Source organism: Mycobacterium sp., from assembly GCF_052143115.1.
GTDB lineage: Bacteria > Actinomycetota > Actinomycetes > Mycobacteriales > Mycobacteriaceae > Mycobacterium.
In genome coordinates this window covers 16,203-31,793 of the sequence record NZ_JBKQTQ010000061.1, presented here as the reverse complement: position 1 = coordinate 31,793, position 15,591 = coordinate 16,203, and the positions used below count along the sequence as shown (strand labels likewise).

Sequence of the window (15,591 nt, the reverse complement as noted above, 5' to 3'; positions counted from 1 at the left end):
TGTTGACCGTCGCCGACGCGACCGCCGAGCCCGGCGCGGAACAGCGGAAGTAGCAGGCTAAGGGTGCCGCCGCCGGGGGATTGCACGATCCCGGTGCGCACTCGCACCACGCGGACCCCGGCCTGTTCAGCCGGGGCGGTCGCGTTCTCCCACTCAGCGACCACGTCAGCCAGAAAGCCGTCACCGCGCTCGCTGTCTTCGGTCAGCGTCTCCTCGCGGCGGTCGTAGCCGTAATATCCGACCGCCGACGCGCTGATCAGCACCTTGGGCCCGTCGGCCGATTTCGCGATCAGTTCCGCCAACCGGCGAGTCGGACCGATCCGGCTGTCGCGGATCGCGGCTCGATGTTCCTCGGTGAAGCGGCCCGCGATCGAAGCGCCCGCCAGGTGAATTACCGCATCCACGCCGGCCAGCAGACCCGGATCGGGGTCGTCCGGATTCCATTGCCGCTCATCAGATTTGGTGGCCGCGTGACGCACCAGGCGGATCACCCGGTGGCCGCCGGTGGACAGGAAGGCGGTCAATTGCGAGCCGACTAGTCCGGAGGACCCGGTGACCGCGACCGTCGCCGGCGCCAACCCCTGCGCGGCCGCATGCCGGTGTACGCCGATGTCATCGGCCAACTGGCGATGCCGATAACCGAACATCGCCTGCAGCGCGCGCGCCGGGACCGGCGTGGCGACGCGGTCGGTCACCCGTGTCCGCTCACCGCTGAGCTCTTCGAAGTCGTGGGTGTGCCGCCACCGCACTGCCAGCCGTACCGGCAACGACGCCAGCCCTTCGGTCCCGATCGTGTCGACGAAGCGTCGTGGTGGATCGTAGGAATCCGGTTGGTGATCAGCCACCCAGCGCAGACCGCCCGGCAGGCCGAGCTCAGCGCGCCCGCTCTGCAACGAATCCGCTTCTGCCACGACCCGCACCGGCTGCCACGGCGGCGACAGCCGGGTAATGGCGCCGGGCCGGGTGTGCCAGTCGAATACCTCGTAGATCGGCGCGTCGACCACGCTCGAATACACAAGTCCCATTAGCCCGACGGTACCTGCGAGTCGGCCGGGCCTGTCGACTACCGGTCCGGCAGCGCGTGCTCGACGATCGGCAGCCGCGGAAGCGGCTGGCGTTCGCGGCGTTTGGACGCCAGGTACACCTGCGCGGTCTCGTCAGCCACCGTGTGCCAGTCGAAGTCCGCGGTCAGGCGTTCACGAGCGGCCCGGGCCCGGCGTTGGGCGGCGGCCGGATCGTCAAGCACGGCGCCGACCGCTTCGGCAAGCCGCGCCACATCGCGGGGCGGACACGACATCCCGGTTTCGCCGTTGATCACCGCCTCGCCCAGCCCGCCGATGTTCGACGTCACCAATGGCGTTCCCGCCGCGGCGGCCTCCAGCGCCACCAGCCCGAACGGCTCGTAGTGGCTGGGTAGCACCGCGGCGTCGGCGCGATGCAGCGCCGCCAGGAGCTCGGCGTGGTCGAGCCGTCCGACGAACCGGGTTGCCTTGAGCACCCGGTGCTTACGAGCCTGCTCGACCAGCCAGTCCTGCTGGGTACCGTCACCGGCAATCGTCAGCGTGGTACCAGGGTGGGCGCGCCTGATCCGCGGCAGCGCCGCGATCGCGTCGTGCACACCCTTCTCGTATTCCAGCCGGCCCACGAAAAGCAGCTCCGGCGGCCCGCCGGCCACACCGTGGCGCCGGCGTTCCGCGAACGGCCAGCGGGCCGCGTCGATGCCATTGCGGATCACCGTGACCTCGGCCAGGCCGGGCCCGAACAGCTCGGTGATCTCGTCGCGCATCGACGCCGAACAGGTGATCAGCGAATCGGATTCGCGCACCAGCCACGACTCCACGGCATGCACCTGCCTGCTCAGCGATCCGGAGACCCATCCGGAATGCCGACCGGCTTCGGTCGCGTGAACTGTGGAAACCATTGGCACGTCGTAAAACTCGGATAGTGCGACGGCGGGATGCGCCACCAGCCAGTCGTGCGCGTGCACGACATCGGGGCGCCACGGGTGGTCGCTTGACGTGCCCTTCAGCGACAATCCGGTGCGGACCATGGCATGGCCCATGGCCAGCGTCCAGGCCATCATGTCCTTGGCGAAGGTGAACTCGTGCGGGTCTTGCGCGGCGGCAACTACTCGGACGTCTTCGTTGATTTCATCCGACGACGGGTGGGTGCTCGGATCGGTTCCCGACGGGCGGCGGGACAGCACGACAACCTCGTGCCCGGCAGCCGCCAGCGCGGTCGACAGGTGATGGACGTGGCGGCCGAGCCCACCGATCACGACCGGTGGGTATTCCCACGACACCATCAGAACTTTCATCGCGGCAGCCTGCGTGCGTCCAGCGCGCCGAAGAGCCCGTCGGCCCGGTTCCAGCCATCTGCCAGGCGCTGCGCGACCTCCCGGCGGCCGGACGCCAGCGCATCGGCGATCTCACGGGTGGCATGTGCGTGCAGATGTGCCCGGTAGCGGGCATAGTCGGCGGCCGAGTCCTTGCTCACCATGAACGGCCAATCGCTGGAAACGGTAAGCAGTGTCTCGCGCAGGATCTGATCGGCGATGTGGTCGCGCGGTATCGGCCCGTCCAGGGACGCGGTCTGGGCCAGCGCCTTGTCCACGGTGCTCAGCGCGGTGTCGACAACTTCGTTGTTGAGCTGCACCAGGTCGGCCACCTTGTCGCCGGCCCACACCTGCCAGTCTTTGCCAGAACCCCAAGAGCTGGGCGGTAATTCGACGGCGTCGCCGACGAAACCCGCGGCGACGGCGTCGCTCAGTGTGCCGATGCGCACCCCGGCCTCCGGCAATGCCCGCAGCACCCGCTCCAGCCACACCGGTCCCTCGTACCACCAGTGGCCGAACAACTCGGTGTCGAACGCGGCCACCACGTGCGCGGGTCGCCCGATGCGCTCGGATTCGGCCTGCAGTCTGCGGCGGACCACGTCAACGAAATCAGTGACGTGGCCGTCGATTGCGCGGTCGGCACGCTCGGGATCGTAGGGCGCCTTGGCGTCCGACGGCACGTTGCGGCCGGTGACCCGGGCGGGCTTCAGGCCGGTGCGGTGGTCGTAGGTGTGGAAATCGCGATAGGCGGCGTGGCCGGGATAGCCGGATTTCGGCGACCACACCCGGAAGCTGACCTGCAGGTCGCGCCCGAACGCGACGACCTCGGAGTCGCCGACCGGCCGGCCCAGCGCGGTGTCACCGTGCAGCGATGGCCCGTCGACCATGAAATGGCCGATCCCGGCGGCCGCATAGTCGTGTTCCATTCCCGGTGCATAGGCGCATTCGGGTGCCCAGATGCCAATCGGCTTGTGCGACAACCGCTGCCGGGCATCGGCTAGGCCCTCGCGCAGCGCGAACTCCCGCAACCGCGGTGTCAGCAACGGCTGAAACGGATGCGCCAGCGGACCGCCCAACAACTCAACCGTGCCGGCGTCAATCAACCCGCGCAGCAGCGGGCTTCCGCCATGCCGCCACCCGGTGGTGAAATCGTCGAGCGCCTGCTCGGTCTCGGCGAATTCACGAATCCCCAAGGACTGCAATACTTCTGGTGTGCAGGACGCCGCGGCATCGGACAGGTCTCCGGGACGGATGCTGGCCGCCTCGGCGGCGCGCAGTTGCCAGTTGGCCAACCAGTGATACATGCCGTCCAGGCAGTACGGGTCGTCGAGCTGCGCCGTCACCACCGGCGTCATGCCCAGCGTGATCAGTCGATGGCGGTCCTCGCCGGCCAGTTTCCGCAGCACCCGCAGCAGCGGCAGATAGGCCGCCGACCAGGACTGGTAGAGCCATTCCTCACCCACGGGCCAGCGGCCGTGGTGGGCCAGCCACGGCAGATGGGTATGCAGCACCAGGGTGAACAGACCGGGCACCTGGCTACCGGTCGGCTGGCTCACGGGAGCACCGCGATCGCGACCAGATCCAGGCTTTCATCGATGTGGTGCGCCTGATCGGTTCCGGCCTCGACCACATCGAAGTCAGCGGTGGTGACTGCGGCGACATCGGCCAGCAGCTTCGCCGGCCAGGGCGCGTCGGCGACCGCCCGCGCGATCTGGGCGTCGATGATCGAGCCGCCGTGCCGGGCGTCCATCTCGGCCAGCCGCGGCCCGTGAAACACGCCACTCAATGCCACCGAGGCAAACCCGGCGTCGACCAGCAACTGGGTCAGCTCGTCGGCATTGAGCTCTCTGGTGTGGAACGGATTGATCGGGGTGTCGCGACCCGGCGAGAACGTGATCCGGTTCGGGGTGGACACCATCAGCAGCCCCGATGACCGCAGCACCCTGGCGCACTCGCTGACGAACTGGGCCTGATCCCACAGGTGCTCGATGACTTGAAAGTTGACCACCACATCGACCGAGGCGTCGGCCAGCGGTAGCTCGGCCAGGTTGCCGTGGACGACCTCCACCCGCGGGTAGTGGGCCCGTACGTGCGCAACCGTGGCTTCGTCGTAGTCCAGCGCGATCACCCGCCACGCGACCCCGGCGATCAGGTCGGCGCCGTAGCCTTCCCCGCAGCCCGCCTCGAGCACTTCGCGGCCCGCGCAGCGTTGCGTCAACCGCTGGTAGACCACCTCGTGGCGGCGAAACCAGTAATTCTCCACGTCGAGGCCTGGGATGGTGCGTTCACCGGTCAACGTCAAAACGGCGTCGACGGGGGCGCGCGGAACGTCGGGGACAAATGCGCTCATTGCATAGGCAGGCTAGCTCCTGGGGCCGCATTCGCGAATGGTTCACCGGGGGTATTCCCGCTCACGGGGCAGACGGGGGGCAGAACCTGCAGGACGACCCGCTATGGTGTGAGAGCGAACCGCACAAAGTTACCAGTCAGTAACATGCGCGTGCGGGGGCGAAAGACATGAGCTAAGTCTTGCCGCTGGCGGCTGCAGGACTCATTCGAGGAGGACGAGCCACACTCATGACGAACATCGTGGTCCTGATCAAGCAGGTCCCAGACACCTGGTCAGAGCGCAAGCTCAAAGACGGCGATTGGACGCTGGACCGTGAGGCCGCCGACGCTGTGCTGGACGAGATCAACGAGCGGGCCGTCGAGGAGGCGCTGCTCATCAGGGAGAAAGAAGCCGCCGACGGCACCGAGGGATCGGTGACCTTGCTGACCGCGGGCCCGGAGCGGGCCGCCGAGGCCATTCGCAAGGCGTTGTCGATGGGCGCCGACAAGGCTGTCCACCTGCTCGACGACGGCATGCACGGCTCGGACGTCGTCCAGACCGGGTGGGCGCTGGCGCGCGCGCTAGGCACCATCGAGGGCACCGAGCTGGTGATCGCCGGTAACGAGGCCACCGACGGCGTCGGCGGCGCGGTGCCGGCCATCATCGCCGAGTACCTGGGCCTGCCGCAGCTGACCCATTTGCGGAAGCTGTCGCTTGATGGCGGCAAGATCACCGGCGAGCGGGAAACCGATGACGGCGTGTTCACCATCGAGGCCTCGCTGCCCGCTGTGGTGAGCGTGAACGAGAAGATCAACGAGCCGCGCTTCCCGTCCTTCAAGGGCATCATGGCCGCCAAGAAGAAGGAAGTCACCAAGCTGACGCTGGCCGAGATCGGCGTCGAGACCGACGAGGTCGGGCTGGAGAACGCCGGGTCGACGGTGCTGAGTGCCACCCCCAAGCCGCCCAAGACCGCGGGTGAGAAGGTCACCGACGAGGGCGACGGCGGTAGCAAGATCGCCGGGTACCTGGTTTCGCAGAAGCTCATCTAAGACTCAAATCCCGAACCGAAAGACACGGAAAACCCATGGCTGAAGTACTGGTGCTCGCCGAGCACGCTGAAGGCGCTTTGAAGAAGGTCAGCTCCGAATTGATCACTGCGGCTCGCGTTTTGGGCGAGCCGGCTGCTGTCGTGGTGGGTAAGCCCGGCACCGCCGCGCCGCTGGTCGACGGGTTGAAGGCGGCCGGTGCCGCCAAGATCTACGTGGCCGAATCCGACACCGCCGAGAGTTATCTCATCACTCCGGCCGTCGACGTGCTGGCCGCTCTGGCCGAATCGGCAAGTCCGGCAGCCGTTTTGCTGGCGGCCAGCGCTGACGGCAAAGAAATCGCGGGTCGGCTGGCGGCCCGGATCGGTTCAGGTCTGCTGGTCGACGTGGTCGATGTGCAGGCCGGGCCCAAGGCAGTGCACTCCATCTTCGGTGGTGCGTTCACCGTCGAGGCGCAGGCCAACGGCGACACCCCGGTGATCACCGTGCGGGCCGGCGCGATCGATGCCGAACCCGCCGACGGCGCGGGCGAGCAGGTCACCGTGGAGGTGCCGGAGGCCGCCGAGAACGCGGCCAAGGTCACCGCGCGGGAGCCCGCGGTCGCCGGCGACCGACCGGAGCTCACCGAGGCGACCATCGTGGTTTCCGGTGGCCGTGGTGTGGGCAGTGCCGAGAACTTCAGCGTGGTCGAGGAATTGGCCGACTCACTGGGCGCCGCGGTCGGCGCGTCCCGCGCCGCGGTGGACTCCGGCTACTACCCGGGCCAGTTCCAGGTCGGCCAGACCGGTAAGACGGTCTCGCCGCAGCTCTACATCGCGCTCGGGATCTCCGGGGCCATCCAGCACCGCGCCGGCATGCAGACGTCGAAAACGATCATCGCGGTCAACAAGGACGAAGAGGCGCCGATCTTCGAGATCGCCGACTACGGCGTGGTCGGCGACCTGTTCAAGGTTGCGCCGCAGCTCACCGAAGCGGTCAAGGCCCGCAAGGGCTGATATCTGGGGGTGGAGGACCGTCGTGACGCCGTGGCCAAAGCCTGATGCCCCCGGCCCCGGACAGGAGTCGGTGTGGGACTATCCGCGCCCGCCCCGTTTGGAAGAGTTCACCGGCTCGATCACTATCGAGTTCGGCGGCCGAACGATCGCGTCGACGACTCGCGGTTGGAGGGTGTTAGAAACGAGTCACCCTCCGACCTACTATCTGCCCCGCGACGCCTTCATCGAAGGCGTCCTGCGCCCGACTGTCGGCGCGTCGTGGTGTGAATGGAAAGGCCAGGCAAGCTACTACGACTTGGTAACCGCAACAAGGGAGGCCCCGAGGGCGGCATGGACCTACGAACGGCCCACCAACGGATTCTCGCCGATCGCAGGTGCCATCGCGGTCATGCCCGCAGCAGTGGACCGCTGCACTGTTAATGGCGAGAAGGTGATCCCGCAACCCGGCGGCTTCTATGGCGGTTGGATCACTAGCTGGATTGTCGGGCCATTCAAGGGGATCTCGGGATCCATGAGTTGGTAGCCGCCTGCACCCTTTGCCCAGTTGACGGGCGTGCGCACGAGGCGTTAGTTCACGAACCCGGGAAGTTCACGTCCCGCGTGACAGGTTCCCACTCATCGATGGACGACGTCGCCGCGGCGATCTTGTCGCGCATCGCCTTGAGTACGTCGCGGCCCAGCAGCAGCCGCATCGGCGGCTCTTCGAGTTTGGTCACCATCAGCACCGCCTCGGCAACCTTTCGCGGGTCGCCGGGCAGGTGATCGGCGAACTGCTTGATCAGATCCTTCCGCGCCGCCACGTCGGCATAGTCGGCTATCGGGCTACCCGATTCCTTCATCGATCGCGTCGCCCAGTCGGTACGGAAGGCGCCCGGTTCGATGGCGGTCACCTTGATGCCGAGTGGCCGCACCTCGGCAGCAAGCGCTTCGGTCACCGCTTCCAGCGCGAACTTGGTCGACGAGTAGTAGGCATTGGGCGGGTTGGCCACCAGACCGGTCATCGACGAAATGTTGACGATGTGGCCCGAGCCGCGGGCACGCATCGCCGGCAGCACAGCCTTGATCATGTCGACAGCACCGAAATAGTTGACGTCGAACAGCTTTCGAACCTCGGCGTCCTCACCTTCCTCAACCGCGGATAGATAGCCGTGACCAGCGTTGTTAACCAGGACGTCGATTCCGCCGAACGCATCGTCGGCCGCGGCTAGCGCGGCTGCGATCTGGCCCCCGTCGGTCACGTCAAGTTCGACGGCCACAGCCTGATCGCCGAACTCGTCGACGAAATCCCGCACCGCATCAGCTCGTCGCGCAGTCACCACCACGCTGTGGCCGGCTTCCAACGCGGCGCGCGCGATCTCGCGGCCGAAGCCAGTGGAACATCCGGTGATCAGCCAGCGGGCCATCTCAAATAGTCCCTTCCGGGAGACGGCGCAGGTACGCGTTCCGTCGGTCCGCGAGTTGGGCCGCGCGCTCCTCGGGACTCACCTGGCGCAGTGTCGGCACTTCGGCGTCGAGCCGGTCCAGCTTGACTACCCGGCCGCGCGCCCCGAGGTCCTCGCGGGGACCGGTATCGCCGAACTCGGCCATTCGCAGTGTCAAAATGCCCTCGCGCAGCCCGTCGGAGTCGATCCAGTTCGCGACGCCGGGATCTACCGGCGAGATCACGTAGATGTAGGTGCCGTCCTCGTTGGCAACCGACTGCGCCTTGTTGAGGCTGCCGGTGCGGTCGACGATGTCCAGCGTGGTGCCCCAGACATTGCTCAGCGGCACCGTGAAGTATTCGGCACCACCGTCGCTGAGGTCGACAACGAACGCCTCGTCGACCCCGAGTTCGAAGCGGCCCATCACATAGACCTGGTTGCGCATCGCGCCGACCTTGTCGGCCGACCAGGCCAGGTTGAAATGGTTGGGCGGCATCTTGTACACGCCGTGACTGAGCTTGCCGGTGAAGTCGGCGAAATACGCCATCATCGCCGCCGTCGCCTCGGCCTGCTCGTCGAGTGTGCGCGCCGGCGTCACCGGCGAGCCACCGAGTCGCTGCACATCGAGATGATTGGGGTCGTCGTGCTGCCAGTCGAGCAGCACATCGCGGATGTAGAACTCTTGTGCCGCAGAAGAAGTCCGTACATGGTTTCCCCGCCCGTTGGCGGGGTCGGCGTCGACAGTGATGGTGAAGCTGCCGTCGGAGTCGACCGCCATGGTGCGGCCGTTGAGCACGTCGACGGTGCCCATGTGGGCATCCCACAGCGTGAAGTAGTTCTCTGTCATGCGGTGCTCGCCAACCCGGCCGTGGATCTCGTAGCGTTCCTCGCCGGATATCGGTATCACCCGGTACACGCTGTCGGGATTATCTATGCCCCAACGTGATCCCGGGATACGGCAGCCGTCCACTGGATGCGCCAGCCGGGTGATGCAACTGACCTTCGGCCGTAGCTTGTCCTGGTTGGACGACCACACTGATGCCGAGAACATCACCTCGGCGAACGAATCGTCGAACCGCTCTCGCATCGCCTCCGACGCCTTGGCCCGGCCCAGCCAGGTCTCTGCCACGGTGCGATAGGCCGCTTTGACGGTGGGGTGCCCGATCAGCTCGAGCGCCGCCAGTTCCTGTTCGTGCTGGGATGCCGTCGCCACGGGGTCCTCGGGCATGAACTGCTCCTCACTCTCCGGGATACTGTCGAAAACGCTTGTTGTACAACGTGAACCGCTCGTCGACCTGCTCTGGACGCAGGCCGTAGCTCTCCAGTCCGTAGGCCGGGCGTGCTGCTTCTCGGGGACGCTCATCGAGCCAGCGCAGCATCGCGCCTTCCGCCTCGACAGTAAGCGGTAAGTCGACAGCGTCGTAGACCCGGGCCACCTGTCCGATCGGATCGGCCACCGCGTCGTCGAACGCGATGTCGGTGACCCGCGCAGCGTCGTCGGCCCAACCGTCGCGGATATCCATGGCACGGTCATTGGTCCAGCCCATCCGCTGCAGCCACTGCGCGCCCACCCGGTTCAGGTCGACGGTGTCGGCGTGCATTGCGTGCAGAGTCGCATTGAGGCTGGCGCCCGAAGCGATCGTGGCGCGGGGGTCGCGGTGCATGTGCGCGATGTGCAGGTCTGCGAACTGCGCTCGCAGCAGGTCCAGATAGCCGAGGTGCGCCGGTGACTTGAGCACCCAGCGCTGAGCTACCTGACCCCCCTGTGGACGCCGCTGCCGCTTCTGCCACTGCAGGAACCGCAGCATGCGATGCAGGTAGTCGTAGGCGGGGGCGAAGTCCTGCTCGTCGAGCCAGGACCGATAGGTGGGAAGGTGCGCACCGGATTCGGGGACATGCGACAAAAACGCATCGGCGAGAAAGACGATCTCCTCCTCGGCTTCTCGCGCATACATCGGGTGGATAGCGAACAGATCCGGTGCCAGTTCCCGGGATTTCGCTTCGCGCGTTTCGCTGATGGCGATGCGCGGATCGACACCGGTGAACCGGTGGTCGAGCCGGGGCGCGACCTCGACCACCTCCCAGCCGTAGGCGCAATTGAAACGCGGGTCGGCGGCCAGCAGGCGCTGCAGCAACGTGGTCCCACTGCGCATCATCCCGACGACGACGACCGGCGCGACGATCCGCTCGTCGAGGATCTCCGGGTGGCGGCGGATCCACTCCTGAGCCCGCAGCCGCATTCGCAGGCTGTGCACGATGCCGGACCGCAGGATGTGCGTTCCGACTGCGTTGAGGTCGGCATTGAGATAGGCGCGGTCGTAGTCGGCCAGCAGCACGCTCAGCGGGCGTTCGAACTCTCCTTCGCCCCAATCGGCGAGTGCCTCCTTGCGCTGCGCGTCAGCCAGCACGGTAGCGAGGTCGAAGGCGCTCGGGTTTGCCACGTGATCAGAACTTCAGGTGGTGACTGACATCGCCGACCTGGTCGACGAACATCGTGCGGCTGTCGAACCACCACACCCCGTCCAGCCGGTGAAACGTGTCCTTGTAATGCCCGGTGACGATCACCTGCAGTGGCAATTCGGGGGTTGCCTGCGTGACGCAGTAGTAGGACCTGCTGCGGGCGGTCCCCGCTGCCTCGTCGATGGTGAGCTGCACATTGCTCGTGTTGTGCTTGGTCTTCGGAGTGCCGTCCTCGTAGATGCGGGTGGCCATTTCGTACATCTGCCGCACCCTGGCGGTCCCGGTGAACACGGTCTCGGGCGGACCGTTCTCCACTCCGCAGATACGTCCGTGTGCGAAGAGCCCGGCCACCGCGTCCAGATTCCCGGCATCCAGGAGTTCAGCGTAGGTGTAGATCAGGTTGGTGATTTCCAGTGCACTGTCAGTCATGTCGAATCACCCTGAATAGCCTCCGCTTTGCCTGCCAGTGCCAGTAATCGCAGACAATGGTGGCAGAACGGGCCGGGCTTACGGTCATTTTGTGTCGAATGGGCCGCTAATCTGATCGCCGTGACATCACCGTGGTCGCCGAACCTGCTCGGCAACTTGACCGGCAAGCGAGTCATCGCCACCGGGGCACCGAACGGCGTCGGGCCGGGTACGGCGCATGCTCTTGCCCAAGCCGGCGCCCACGTGATCTTGGCCGTAAGCAACACCGACCTCGGCGACCGGCTCTCGCCGAAGAGGGAACCGGCACGACGCTTTCGGTGTAGCCGTGGGTGAACTCGACAACACCGTGGCCGTCATCACCGGCGCCGCGCGCGGCCAGGGTCGCAGCCATGCCGTCGCACTCGCGGAGCAAGGCGCCGACATCATCGCCGCAGACCTGTGCGCCGATATCGATGGAGTCCCGTACCCTCTGGCAACCAAATCCGATCTCGATGAGACCGTGCGGTTGGTCCAAGCCGCCCGCCGCAGGGTGGTTCCCGTCATCGCCGATGTCCGCGACCTCGCACAGTTGGAAGCCGGAGTGCAGGCCGGCACCACCGATCTGGGCGATATCGACATCGTCATCGCCAACGCAGGGGTGGTGGCGATCGGCGACACGGAGCCCCACGCCGAACCGGTGTTCAACGCGATCGTCGACACCAACCTGAAGGGTGTGTGGCACACGATCGTTGCGACGGTCCCGTCGATCATCCGCAAGGACCGCGGCGGATCCATCGTCTTGGTCAGTTCATCGCAGGGCCTGACCGGCCGCGGTGGTGACGGTAGCGCCGCGATGTTCGCGTACGCCGCGGCGAAGCACGGCGTGGTGGGTTTGATGCGTTCAGCAGCCAATGCATATGCGCCACAGAAGATACGGGTCAACTCGGTGCATCCGAGCGGTGTCGCGACCCCGATGATTCTCAACGATTACGTCGTCAACCGGATGATGGAGAACCCGAACCCGGCCATCTCGGCGACCCTGCTGCCCGACGTGCCGCTGGTCGAGTCGCAGGACGTCACGGAAGCGGTGCTGTGGCTTGTCAGCCCCCGGGCCCGGTACGTGACGGGCGTGACGCTACCCGTCGACGCTGGCCACGTCGTCATGTAACCGGGGGGTGTCTGTCAGGAGATCCTCGCGGGGATCTGCTGAGCCACCGAGGTATTCACGCGTGCTCGGCATCGCAGGATCGTTCGGTTGTAGTCGTCAGTAGTTGAGCACAGACAGGCCACCCCGGCCGTCAGGTAACGTCGAACAAGGGGCTGCCCGATGCTCCGTATCGAGGGGAACGCGATGGTTGGTGGTTTGGGCGTCCTCGTTTCAGGAGCCAGTATCGCCGGTCCGGCATTGGCTTTCTGGTTGCGGCGGGCCGGCCACCGGGTCACGCTGGTGGAACGAGCACAGAGGTTACGCGGAGCAGGCCAGAACGTCGATGTTCGCGGGCCGGGTCGCGAGGCGCTGCGCCGGATGGGATTGGAAAGCGTTGCGCTGGAACGCAGAACCGGAGAGCTGGGTATCCGCTTCGTCGATGATGACGATGTTTCATTGGCCGAGTTTCCTGCCGGCCAGGACGACAGCAGCGGGGCTACCGCGCAGCTTGAGATATTGCGCGGAGTGCTCTCGGCGATCATCGTGGATGCCGGCGCATCAGGAGTTGAATGCCGGCCCGGCTCGAAGTCGGTGACGACGAACGGCACCGCGAACCCCAGTGAGGTGTGCACTGTGCCGGTGGCGTGCAAGGCCAGTTCGGTGTACGGGGGGTCAAGCCGTGCCCGGCTGATCGTAGGACCCCATTTCGGCCACGCATCGAGGTCGACCAGAACGGCCCAAACCGCCGACGACGGCGCTGTGATCAACTTGTCGACGGCCAGCACGATGAGGAGATACCCCTATTGCCTCGGTTGCACACCGGCGACCTGACAGGCTAGGGAGCGCGCCCACCGAGCCGGTCGCCGAAACACCAGCGCCGGGCGTCAACACTCATGTCGCCTGCCATACCCTTGCATGCAGAATCCGAATTGGTTAACAGCGCAGTTTCTCGGTCCAGTGGACGCTGGCGCGGTTTGACGCGGTAAGCGGCTGGTCTGTTCACCAACATAACCGCCGGAGAGCTTGGATCAAGGAGCGCGATGACAGACGCTTTATCAGCACTGGGTGCGCAGAGATTCGTTTCGCTGACGACGTTCAAGAGGGATGGGGCCGCCGTCGCAACGCCAATGTGGATAGGGCGCGACGGCGATCACCTTTTCGTCTGGACGCCGGCCGACAGCTGGAAGGCCAAGCGGGTCAAGAACAATCCCCGGGTTGTGCTGGCGCCATGCGGGCGCTGCGGGAAGGTCCGCGAAGGCGCTGATCCGGTTGATGGGGTCGCCGAGGTGATTACCGAGCCGGCGACGGTTCAGCGACTGGCCGGGGTGATCCGCCGTAAGTACGGCCTGATGTTCAGCGTCGTGACGTTCCTCGAGCGCCTGCTGCCGCGGAAGGAGAAACCACGCCTGATTCTGCGGATCGCGCTGTCCGGTTGACCCGACGCCGATCTGCGTGTGCCAGCCACATCGGCTCAATCACGAAGCGACCTCTTGAGTGTGGCCGCTCGGCGCCGACGACCGGACGTCGAGCCCGTCGAGTGTCCCCGTCTCCCGCCAGGCGTCGAGGATGTCGGCGTATTCGGTTGGGCGGCCGAAGAAGAAGCTGTCCTGGTTCAAGCTAGCGTCCGCGTGGCCCTCGCGGTTGTAGTAGCCGGGGGTGCACGACTCGCGCCGGCCGGCGATCACGCTGGAGCGTTCCACCACGGTGTCGACCCAGCCTGCTTCGGCGTCGGGGCTGGCCTCCACCTCGGCGGCGCCGTGCTGCAATGCCCAGGCGATCACCCAGGCGATGTGGCGGGACTGGGTGTCGATGAGGTACGGGAAGTTCACCGTGAAGCCGGACTGAGCGATGCTTTCGATGAAGCAATTGGGAAATCCGTTGACGTGCAGGCCGTGCAGCGTGCGTACGCCGTCGGCCCACTTCTCGGTGAGGGTCGCGCCGTCGCGGCCGATGACTTCGAAGCCGGTACGTTGGGAGTAACTGGTGCCGACCTCGAAGCCGGTGGCGAAAATCAAAGAGTCCAGCGGGTATTCGACGCCGTCCACGACCACGCCGTCACGGGTGATCTGCTCGACTCCCTGGCCGTGCGTGTCGACGAGGGTGACGTTGTCACGGTTGAACGCCTGCAGGTACTCGTCGTGGAAGCAGGGCCGCTTGCAGTAGTACCCGTACCACGGCTTGAGCGCCTCCGCGGTGGCGACGTCGGCGACGATCGCATCGACGCGCGCCCGGATCTCTTCCATCTTGGCGAAGTCGGCCAATTCGGCAGCGTTCGGACCTTGGTCGTTCACGATCGGCATTTTTTTGGTGAGGCTGGTCCACGCGTCGTCGACCAGATCCTCGTCGGCTGCGCCACCCGCGGTGAGGATTTGGAAGTTCTCCATGCGGCGATGCTGCCAACCGGGTTCCAGCGATGACGCCCACTCGGGTTCGGTCGGCCGGTTTGCCCGCACGTCGACCGTTGACGGGGTGCGCTGGAAGACGAACAGCCGATGCGCGGATTCGGCCAGCCGCGGCACGCACTGAATCGCGGTCGCGCCGGTTCCGATGATGCCGACGCGCTTGTCGGACAATCCGGCAAGGTCGGTGCCGGTGTATTCGTAGTCCCACCGGCTGGTGTGGAATGCATGACCGCCGAACGTGGTAATACCGGTTATTCCAGGAAGTTTCGGCCTCTGTAGATAGCCGTTTGCCATCGCCACAAACCGTGCGCGAATCTCGTCACCGCGGTCGGTGGAGATCACCCAGCGTGAACTATTGGGCTCCCAACGAATTTCGTCTACCTCGGTCTGCAGACACGCATCGCGGTACAAGTCGTAATGTTCGGCGACGCGGCGGCAGTGAGCCAGGATTTCGGCGCCCTTCGCATACTTCTCGGTCGGGATGTAGCCGAGCTCCTCGAGCAACGGCATATAGACGTAGGACTCGACGTCGCAGGCGATTCCGGGGTAACGATTCCAATACCAGGTCCCGCCGACATCGGCGGCTTTGTCGATCAACCGGACGTTGTCGACGCCGAGTTGCTTGCATCGCGCTCCGATGAGTAACCCGCCGAAGCCCGCGCCGACGACCGCGACGTCAACCGCGTCGGTGATCGGGTCGCGGGTGAAGTCGGGATCGGCCCAGGGGTCGTGGGCAAACCGGCTGAATGCGCCGGCGACTTGCACGTATTGGGAGATCCCGTCGGCGCGCAGGCGCCGCTGACGTTCCTGCGCGTATTTGGCGCGCAGTGCATCGGGGTCAAATGTCGCGCCGTCGACCTCAGCCACGATCGCAGTCTTTGCGGTCGTCCGCCCAAGCGGGTGCCCGGAAGCCGTGACAGACCAAGCCTGCGTTGCTCCTGTAAGCCACGGCAGAATACTGAACCAATTTTGTGATCCAGGCAACGTTTTTGCCCTCGACCTGCACGGTTGTCGGATCTTCGCTGCGACATCGTCATCTGCCGTGCAC

15 protein-coding genes and 1 pseudogene are annotated in these 15,591 nt (G+C 65.9%); 7 read left to right on the top strand and 9 right to left on the bottom strand.

Annotation, left to right across the window (positions count from 1 at the left end; translation table 11 throughout):
- The 4 genes from ACLQI9_RS07000 to ACLQI9_RS06985 form a co-directional block, all read right to left on the bottom strand.
- Nucleotides 1–1,025, bottom strand: a 1,025-nt coding sequence (locus ACLQI9_RS07000; RefSeq protein WP_442381661.1) for an SDR family oxidoreductase, incomplete at its 3' end; no start/stop codon positions are given.
- 38 nt (nucleotides 1,026–1,063) lie between these two features.
- The gene (locus tag ACLQI9_RS06995) at nucleotides 1,064–2,317 is read right to left on the bottom strand and encodes a glycosyltransferase family 4 protein (RefSeq protein ID WP_442381659.1); all 1,254 of its coding nucleotides are present in this window, start codon (nucleotides 2,315–2,317) and stop codon (nucleotides 1,064–1,066) included.
- The gene (locus ACLQI9_RS06990) at nucleotides 2,314–3,891 is read right to left on the bottom strand and encodes a 1,4-alpha-glucan branching protein domain-containing protein (protein ID WP_442391378.1); all 1,578 of its coding nucleotides are present in this window, start codon (nucleotides 3,889–3,891) and stop codon (nucleotides 2,314–2,316) included. The genes ACLQI9_RS06995 and ACLQI9_RS06990 overlap by 4 nt, the downstream gene beginning before the upstream one ends.
- A complete protein-coding gene (locus ACLQI9_RS06985; protein ID WP_442381655.1) occupies nucleotides 3,888–4,685 on the bottom strand; it encodes a class I SAM-dependent methyltransferase in 798 nt (265 codons plus the stop codon). The genes ACLQI9_RS06990 and ACLQI9_RS06985 overlap by 4 nt, the downstream gene beginning before the upstream one ends.
- A 227-nt stretch (nucleotides 4,686–4,912) precedes the next feature.
- Between ACLQI9_RS06985 and ACLQI9_RS06980 the strand changes: the two genes are divergently transcribed.
- Genes ACLQI9_RS06980 through ACLQI9_RS06970 form a run of 3 tightly spaced genes read left to right on the top strand, consistent with a single transcriptional unit; the run spans nucleotide 4,913 to nucleotide 7,228 of the window.
- The gene (locus ACLQI9_RS06980) at nucleotides 4,913–5,713 is read left to right on the top strand and encodes an electron transfer flavoprotein subunit beta/FixA family protein (RefSeq protein WP_442381653.1); all 801 of its coding nucleotides are present in this window, start codon (nucleotides 4,913–4,915) and stop codon (nucleotides 5,711–5,713) included.
- Nucleotides 5,714–5,748: 35 nt separating this feature from the next.
- Nucleotides 5,749–6,705 carry an electron transfer flavoprotein subunit alpha/FixB family protein gene (locus ACLQI9_RS06975; protein WP_442381651.1) on the top strand — a complete coding sequence of 319 codons (957 nt, stop codon included), beginning with the start codon at nucleotides 5,749–5,751 and terminating at the stop codon, nucleotides 6,703–6,705.
- A gap of 22 nt (nucleotides 6,706–6,727) precedes the next feature.
- Nucleotides 6,728–7,228: a DUF427 domain-containing protein gene (locus tag ACLQI9_RS06970; RefSeq protein ID WP_442381649.1), complete on the top strand. Its 501-nt coding sequence runs from the start codon at nucleotides 6,728–6,730 to the stop codon at nucleotides 7,226–7,228.
- Between the two features lie 49 nt (nucleotides 7,229–7,277).
- Here the strand turns inward: ACLQI9_RS06970 and ACLQI9_RS06965 are convergent, their stop codons facing one another.
- From ACLQI9_RS06965 to ACLQI9_RS06950, 4 genes are read right to left on the bottom strand one after another with little or no spacing between them, the layout of a single operon-like run.
- Nucleotides 7,278–8,108 (bottom strand): oxidoreductase, encoded by an 831-nt coding sequence (locus ACLQI9_RS06965; protein ID WP_442381647.1) that lies wholly within the window; start codon nucleotides 8,106–8,108, stop codon nucleotides 7,278–7,280.
- A 1-nt stretch (nucleotide 8,109) separates the two neighbouring features.
- Nucleotides 8,110–9,354, bottom strand: coding sequence for a hypothetical protein (locus ACLQI9_RS06960; protein WP_442391376.1), 1,245 nt, complete (start codon nucleotides 9,352–9,354; stop codon nucleotides 8,110–8,112).
- A gap of 10 nt (nucleotides 9,355–9,364) precedes the next feature.
- Nucleotides 9,365–10,567 carry a sulfotransferase family protein gene (locus ACLQI9_RS06955; protein ID WP_442391374.1) on the bottom strand — a complete coding sequence of 401 codons (1,203 nt, stop codon included), beginning with the start codon at nucleotides 10,565–10,567 and terminating at the stop codon, nucleotides 9,365–9,367.
- 4 nt (nucleotides 10,568–10,571) lie between these two features.
- Nucleotides 10,572–11,015: a nuclear transport factor 2 family protein gene (locus ACLQI9_RS06950; protein ID WP_442391372.1), complete on the bottom strand. Its 444-nt coding sequence runs from the start codon at nucleotides 11,013–11,015 to the stop codon at nucleotides 10,572–10,574.
- 120 nt (nucleotides 11,016–11,135) lie between these two features.
- Between ACLQI9_RS06950 and ACLQI9_RS06945 the strand changes: the two are divergent.
- The 4 genes and pseudogenes from ACLQI9_RS06945 to ACLQI9_RS06930 all read left to right on the top strand — a co-directional run.
- Nucleotides 11,136–11,291: pseudogene (locus ACLQI9_RS06945) on the top strand (SDR family NAD(P)-dependent oxidoreductase); the annotation flags it as partial.
- A 49-nt stretch (nucleotides 11,292–11,340) separates the two neighbouring features.
- Nucleotides 11,341–12,162 carry a mycofactocin-coupled SDR family oxidoreductase gene (locus ACLQI9_RS06940; protein WP_442391370.1) on the top strand — a complete coding sequence of 274 codons (822 nt, stop codon included), beginning with the start codon at nucleotides 11,341–11,343 and terminating at the stop codon, nucleotides 12,160–12,162.
- Nucleotides 12,163–12,321: 159 nt separating this feature from the next.
- On the top strand, nucleotides 12,322–12,972 hold the full coding sequence (locus tag ACLQI9_RS06935; RefSeq protein WP_442391368.1) for a hypothetical protein: 651 nt from the start codon (nucleotides 12,322–12,324) through the stop codon (nucleotides 12,970–12,972).
- Between the two features lie 209 nt (nucleotides 12,973–13,181).
- Nucleotides 13,182–13,577 (top strand): PPOX class F420-dependent oxidoreductase, encoded by a 396-nt coding sequence (locus ACLQI9_RS06930; RefSeq protein ID WP_442381638.1) that lies wholly within the window; start codon nucleotides 13,182–13,184, stop codon nucleotides 13,575–13,577.
- A 39-nt stretch (nucleotides 13,578–13,616) separates the two neighbouring features.
- Here ACLQI9_RS06930 and ACLQI9_RS06925 read toward each other — a convergent pair whose 3' ends face one another.
- Nucleotides 13,617–15,410: a flavin-containing monooxygenase gene (locus ACLQI9_RS06925; RefSeq protein ID WP_442381636.1), complete on the bottom strand. Its 1,794-nt coding sequence runs from the start codon at nucleotides 15,408–15,410 to the stop codon at nucleotides 13,617–13,619.
- Nucleotides 15,411–15,591 lie beyond the last annotated feature (181 nt).

What these genes read in the sequence shown, in the direction of transcription:
- ACLQI9_RS06960 (WP_442391376.1), bottom strand. Translation starts at nt 9,354, where the DNA reads ATGCCCGAGGACCCCGTGGCGACGGCATCCCAGCACGAACAGGAACTG.
- ACLQI9_RS06985 (WP_442381655.1), bottom strand. Translation starts at nt 4,685, where the DNA reads ATGAGCGCATTTGTCCCCGACGTTCCGCGCGCCCCCGTCGACGCCGTT.
- ACLQI9_RS06965 (WP_442381647.1), bottom strand. Translation starts at nt 8,108, where the DNA reads ATGGCCCGCTGGCTGATCACCGGATGTTCCACTGGCTTCGGCCGCGAG.
- ACLQI9_RS06950 (WP_442391372.1), bottom strand. Translation starts at nt 11,015, where the DNA reads ATGACTGACAGTGCACTGGAAATCACCAACCTGATCTACACCTACGCT.
- ACLQI9_RS06995 (WP_442381659.1), bottom strand. Translation starts at nt 2,317, where the DNA reads ATGAAAGTTCTGATGGTGTCGTGGGAATACCCACCGGTCGTGATCGGT.
- ACLQI9_RS06980 (WP_442381653.1), top strand. Translation starts at nt 4,913, where the DNA reads ATGACGAACATCGTGGTCCTGATCAAGCAGGTCCCAGACACCTGGTCA.
- ACLQI9_RS06930 (WP_442381638.1), top strand. Translation starts at nt 13,182, where the DNA reads ATGACAGACGCTTTATCAGCACTGGGTGCGCAGAGATTCGTTTCGCTG.
- ACLQI9_RS06935 (WP_442391368.1), top strand. Translation starts at nt 12,322, where the DNA reads ATGCTCCGTATCGAGGGGAACGCGATGGTTGGTGGTTTGGGCGTCCTC.
- ACLQI9_RS06975 (WP_442381651.1), top strand. Translation starts at nt 5,749, where the DNA reads ATGGCTGAAGTACTGGTGCTCGCCGAGCACGCTGAAGGCGCTTTGAAG.